Origin of the sequence: Micropruina sp. (assembly GCF_047607385.1) — a bacterium.
Lineage (GTDB): Bacteria > Actinomycetota > Actinomycetes > Propionibacteriales > Propionibacteriaceae > Micropruina.
Genome location: NZ_JASGDE010000216.1, coordinates 1 through 4750, shown reverse-complemented (window position 1 = coordinate 4750; position 4750 = coordinate 1). Strand labels below are relative to the sequence as shown.

Below are 4750 nucleotides of genomic sequence, written 5' to 3'. Positions count from 1 at the left end.
TCGTCGGAGCGGACGCCGCCGCGGCGAGCGCCGCCGCCCGCTCGGCCGCCAGCTTGCGGGCCTGCGCCACCGCCGTTTCCGGCAGCAGCCGCACCGACGAGCCGCCGAGCGGATCGAGGTATTCCTCGCCGCGCTTCAACCCGAAGTGCAGGCAGCCGGCCGGGCAGTGCCCGGCTTCGACCGTCCCGATCACGTCGCCGGCCCGCACCTGCTCACCCACCCGGACCCGGGCCCGCACCGGCTCGTAGGTGGTCCGGAGCTCGCCGTGCACGATCGCCACCACGCCGCGTCCGGCGATGACCTGGGCCACACTCACCCGTCCGGACGCCGCCGCCCGCACCTCGCTGCCCACCGGTGCCGCCAGGTCGACGCCGCGGTGACCGCTCAGCCAGTCCTGCGCCGGCGGGTCGAAGCCGCGCAGCACCGGCCCGGGCACGGGGCGCACCGACCCGAAGGCCCGGCTCTCGGGAGCCGCCGTCACCAACACCACCCAGGCCAGAGCCAGCACCGATGCCCACCGGACGACCGCGCGACGCATGCCAACCACCTCCGTGCTCAGTAAGGACCCGCGGCCGCGAAAGTGTTCACAATCGGTGAGCGCGGGCCCTGTCGACTCCGTCGTGAGATCTCAGGTCGCGAACTGTCGCTGGCCGCCCGCAAGCGCGTCGATCGGCGATCGACCATTGCCGACAGGTCGCGTAACGGGGTTCAAGAAATCCCATGTCAGCTGTCGACCGGCTCCGAAAGCGGCTGCGGTCTGGGAACCCTAGATCCTTCACTACTCCTGCTTGGTCGGGACAACCGTGCCGGTTCGGCGCTGCGGCAACGACCTGATCGGGCTCAAACGCACCATCAGACTCCATGGCAACCGTTCGAACTCGCCCATGGCCGTGGCCAAGCCCAACGCTGCACCAAGACAAACGACGTTCATGTCGTCGTCAGTCAGACGCCTACTTCATCCGCGAGCCGAGCGGAGACCAGCGAGTCAACAACTCTGCTGCGCCGGCATCTCGAAACGATGTGTCATGCTCTTGGTCACTGACCCTTGTCATCTCCGTCTGGGTGGGCTACCGTCAACGGCAAGATTTGGGCCGGCCCGGTTCCGGACCGCAGGGGACCAAAGTACGACCGGTTGCGGGGTAGCATGACGGCAGTAAAGTGGTTCGCCGCATCTGGGTACGCTGCGCTGATGGCCAGCCTGGTCGTCGCCGGCGCAGGCAAGTTGGCATTTCCCCAGGCTGCAGCCAACGCCATTTCGGAACTCCTCTCGAGACAGGCCGCATTTCCGACTTCCGTTGTGCGACTTTTCGCAGCCCTGGAGGTCTGGAGTGGGCCAGATGATGAAGTGGTGCGCATTCGTGCCGCGCGGTAGGGCCGAATCGTTCGCGGCGGCATCGAGGTGTCGATGGCTGCGGGTTTGTACCCTAAGTTTAGTGCTCACCTTGTCTTTTGTCACGGCGTGCACGTCATCCGTGGAGCCAACGCCAAGTGTTTCTGAGGTCGAAGATCGCACCTCGTGGGCCTGTCTGGACCCGGTGAGCGCTGTTCTTCCTGCGTGGGCGCGCGAAGAGTTCCCCCAGTCGGATCGCCGTCCCGTCGCTTATCTGCGTTCGACTGAGCAGGCTATGGTCGGGGTGCCGTTCGGCTGGCCGCTGAGTGCTCCCAGCAAGCCTGGGCGAGCCAATAAGATCCTGTGGATCGCCAAAGACAGCGCAGCGCCGCTCCAGATCATCGCGGTCGAGCAGGTGAGTGGAGTAACCGTCACGAGGACACTGCCCGACGGCCCGGGGCCGTCTGTCGTGGATATGCCCAGTCCTGGTTGCTGGCGGTTCGCGCTGCAGTGGGCGGGGCACACCGACGAGGTGTTCGTACGCTATTCATAAGATCTTGGCAGCTAAACTTCGGTTAGCGGATTCGAATTCCGAAATCGCTCGTAGTTTCGCCAATCACCGGGTAGCCAGATATCTCACCAACGATGCGGCCGTTGGGCAGCGAGCATGCACGGATCACCTTCGACTACCCCTACCGTTGCAGGTCGGTGACAGGCTTGTGCTGCGCAGGCCGGGTGGCTACGCGGTCGATCTTGGAGGGGCCGAAGCTGCGGTGGTGCAGGTGGAGGATCGGCTGAACCAGAGCCCGTTCGCTGCACCGGAAGCCGACGATCTGCGGGCTCTGCACCTGGGCCAAAGCCAACTAGCCGCCGCTGAACGTGCCGGGCGCCTGCTGCGGCTCAACGGAGGAGTAGTTCTCCTCCCGGAGGGGCCCGAGCTAGCAATGCGTCTCCTCGCGGCCATCGATCAGCCCTTCACGGTCAGCGAGGCACGAAAGACACTAGATACAACACGCCGGGTCGCGATCCCCTTGTTAGAGCTTCTGGACGCACGGGGGTGGACTCGCCGGATTGACGCTACTCGACGTATCGCCGTGCGGTAGGTGGCTCTGCTCTGCTCTAGATGATCAATTCCTGGGGGGTCGTAGGCGGTCAGTGTTCTTCTGGCTAGGGTGTTTGTGTGGTGGTTGTGCCAGATGGCGGTGGTCAGGGCGAGGATGCGTCGCGCGATGCGGGCGGTGACCCCGGCCGGGGTGCGGCCGCCGTGTGCTTCGAGGTCGAGTTGGCCTTGCGTGCCGCCAGGGTGAACTCCACCCGCCAGGCTTCCTCGATGAGGCATCCGGTTTCGACAACCCCAACCGGCTCGTCGTAGAATCAGCCACAGCGACTCGGCAGATCCGGGTCGACTTCGCATGCACCTCGAACCGTCGCGCTCGACGGGTTGCCTCCGCGGTCCCCGCAAGGGGTGGAACGGCAACGGTCGCATCAGGCGGGCCGAAGGTCTCGGCCCGGACAACCCAAGCGGGTTCCGCGCCGCCGCGCGACCCGCGCAGAAAGGAACGGCCATGGCCGTCGTCACCACGCGTCAGCTGCTGGAGAGCGGTGTCCACTTCGGGCACCAGACCCGTCGTTGGAACCCGAAGATGAAGAAGTTCATCTTCGCCGAGCGCAACGGCATCTACATCATCGACCTGCAGCAGTCGCTGAGCTACATCGACCAGGCGTACGCGTTCGTCCGCGACACCGTCGCCCGCGGCGGGCAGATCCTGTTCGTCGGCACCAAGAAGCAGGCCCAGGAGGCCATCGCCGAGCAGGCCACCCGGGTGGGAATGCCCTACGTGAACCAGCGCTGGCTGGGCGGCATGCTGACCAACTTCGCCACCATCAGCAAGCGGATCGGCAAGATGAAGGAGCTCGAAGGCATCAACTTCGACGACGTCGCCGCGTCCGGGCTGACCAAGAAGGAGCTGCTGCAGCAGCGCCGCAAGAAGGACAAGCTGGCCAAGACGCTGTCCGGCATCCGCGACATGGGCAAGCTGCCGCAGGCGGTCTGGGTGGTCGACACCAAGAAGGAGCACCTGGCGATCGACGAGGCCCGCAAGCTGCGGATCCCGATCGTCGGCATCCTGGACACCAACTGCGACCCCGACGAGGTCGACTTCGCCATCCCCGGCAACGACGACGCGATCCGTTCCGTCGCCCTGCTGACCCGGGTGGTCGCCGACGCCGTGGCCGAGGGCCTGCTGGTCCGCAGCCGGGGTGCCGCCGCCACCGGTGAAGAGGCCGAGCCGATGGCCGACTGGGAGCGCGAGCTGCTGGGCGCCACCGATGAGGCTCCGGCCGCCGAGGCGCAGGCCGTCGAGGGCTCCGACGTCCAGGCCGCCGAGCTGGCGGAGGCCGTCGAGGGTGCCGTGACCGGCGCTGCCGAGCAGTCCGCCGAGGTGGCGCAGGACGTCCAGGCCGCCGAGGCCGCCGCCGGCGAGACCGTCGAGCCGGCCGTCGAGGCCGAAGCCGCCGCCGACACCAAGTGACCCATCGCACGAACAGGAACGAAGAGAGCAGACATGGCAATCACTGCCGCTGATGTGAAGAAGCTCCGCGACGCCACCGGCGCCGGAATGATGGACGCCAAGAAGGCCCTCACCGAGGCCGGCGGCGACTACGACGCCGCGGTCGAGATCCTCCGGGTGACCGGCCAGGCGAAGATGGCCAAGCGGTCCGACCGGGAGGCCTCCAACGGCCTGGTCGCCGCGGCCGGCAAGAGCGTGATCCAGCTCGGCGCCGAGACCGACTTCGTCGCCAAGAACGCCGAGTTCATCGCCCTGGCCGACGAGATCGCCGCCGCCGCGGACGCCGCCGGCGCGACCGACGTGGCCGCCGCCAACGCGGTCGTCCTGGCCTCCGGCAAGACGGTCGCCGACACGGTCGCCGAACTGGCCGCCAAGATCGGCGAGAAGCTCGAGGTGGCCAACGCCGCCAGCTACGAGGGCGACGTCACCATCTACCTGCACAAGCGGTCCTCGGATCTGCCCCCGCAGGTCGGCGTGATGGTCGAGCACGAGGGTGGCGAGACCGACTTCGTCCGCGGCATCGCGATGCAGATCGCGGCCATGTCGCCGCAGTACGTGACCCGCGACGAGGTTCCGGCCGAGGTGCTGGATCACGAGCGGCACATCGCCGAGCTGACCGCCAAGGAAGAGGGCAAGCCCGACAAGATCATCCCGCGGATCGTCGAGGGTCGCCTCGGCGGCTTCTTCAAGGACGTCTGTCTGGTCGAGCAGCCCTCGGTCTCCGACGACAAGAAGACCGTCGGGCAGCTGCTCAAAGAGAACGGCGTGACCGTGAAGCGCTTCGTGCGCTTCGCCGCCGGCGCCTGAACCGTCCGGAACTGTCAGAACAGCAAACTAGAGTGTCGTGGGG

The 4750-nt window shown here is 67.0% G+C and carries 5 protein-coding genes; 4 read left to right on the top strand and 1 reads right to left on the bottom strand.

Annotated elements, in window-relative coordinates; translation table 11 throughout:
• The coding region (locus QM582_RS18630) for a M23 family metallopeptidase (RefSeq protein WP_415086953.1) at nucleotides 1-538 on the bottom strand (538 nt) is incomplete at its 3' end.
• 651 nt (nucleotides 539-1189) lie between these two features.
• Here QM582_RS18630 and QM582_RS18625 point away from each other — a divergent pair.
• The 4 genes from QM582_RS18625 (at nucleotide 1190) to tsf (ending at nucleotide 4707) form a co-directional block, all read left to right on the top strand.
• The gene (locus QM582_RS18625) at nucleotides 1190-1372 is read left to right on the top strand and encodes a hypothetical protein (protein WP_415086951.1); all 183 of its coding nucleotides are present in this window, start codon (nucleotides 1190-1192) and stop codon (nucleotides 1370-1372) included.
• A 902-nt stretch (nucleotides 1373-2274) separates the two neighbouring features.
• On the top strand, nucleotides 2275-2433 hold the full coding sequence (locus tag QM582_RS18620; RefSeq protein ID WP_415086954.1) for a SelB C-terminal domain-containing protein: 159 nt from the start codon (nucleotides 2275-2277) through the stop codon (nucleotides 2431-2433).
• A gap of 462 nt (nucleotides 2434-2895) precedes the next feature.
• Nucleotides 2896-3861 (top strand): 30S ribosomal protein S2, encoded by a 966-nt coding sequence (rpsB, locus tag QM582_RS18615; RefSeq protein ID WP_415086950.1) that lies wholly within the window; start codon nucleotides 2896-2898, stop codon nucleotides 3859-3861.
• 33 nt (nucleotides 3862-3894) lie between these two features.
• Complete coding sequence (tsf, locus tag QM582_RS18610) at nucleotides 3895-4707, top strand: translation elongation factor Ts (protein WP_415086948.1); 813 nt, start codon at nucleotides 3895-3897, stop codon at nucleotides 4705-4707.
• Nucleotides 4708-4750: the final 43 nt, after the last annotated feature.

What these genes read in the sequence shown, in the direction of transcription:
- QM582_RS18625 (WP_415086951.1), top strand. Translation starts at nt 1,190, where the DNA reads ATGGCCAGCCTGGTCGTCGCCGGCGCAGGCAAGTTGGCATTTCCCCAG.
- QM582_RS18620 (WP_415086954.1), top strand. Translation starts at nt 2,275, where the DNA reads ATGCGTCTCCTCGCGGCCATCGATCAGCCCTTCACGGTCAGCGAGGCA.
- rpsB (WP_415086950.1), top strand. Translation starts at nt 2,896, where the DNA reads ATGGCCGTCGTCACCACGCGTCAGCTGCTGGAGAGCGGTGTCCACTTC.
- tsf (WP_415086948.1), top strand. Translation starts at nt 3,895, where the DNA reads ATGGCAATCACTGCCGCTGATGTGAAGAAGCTCCGCGACGCCACCGGC.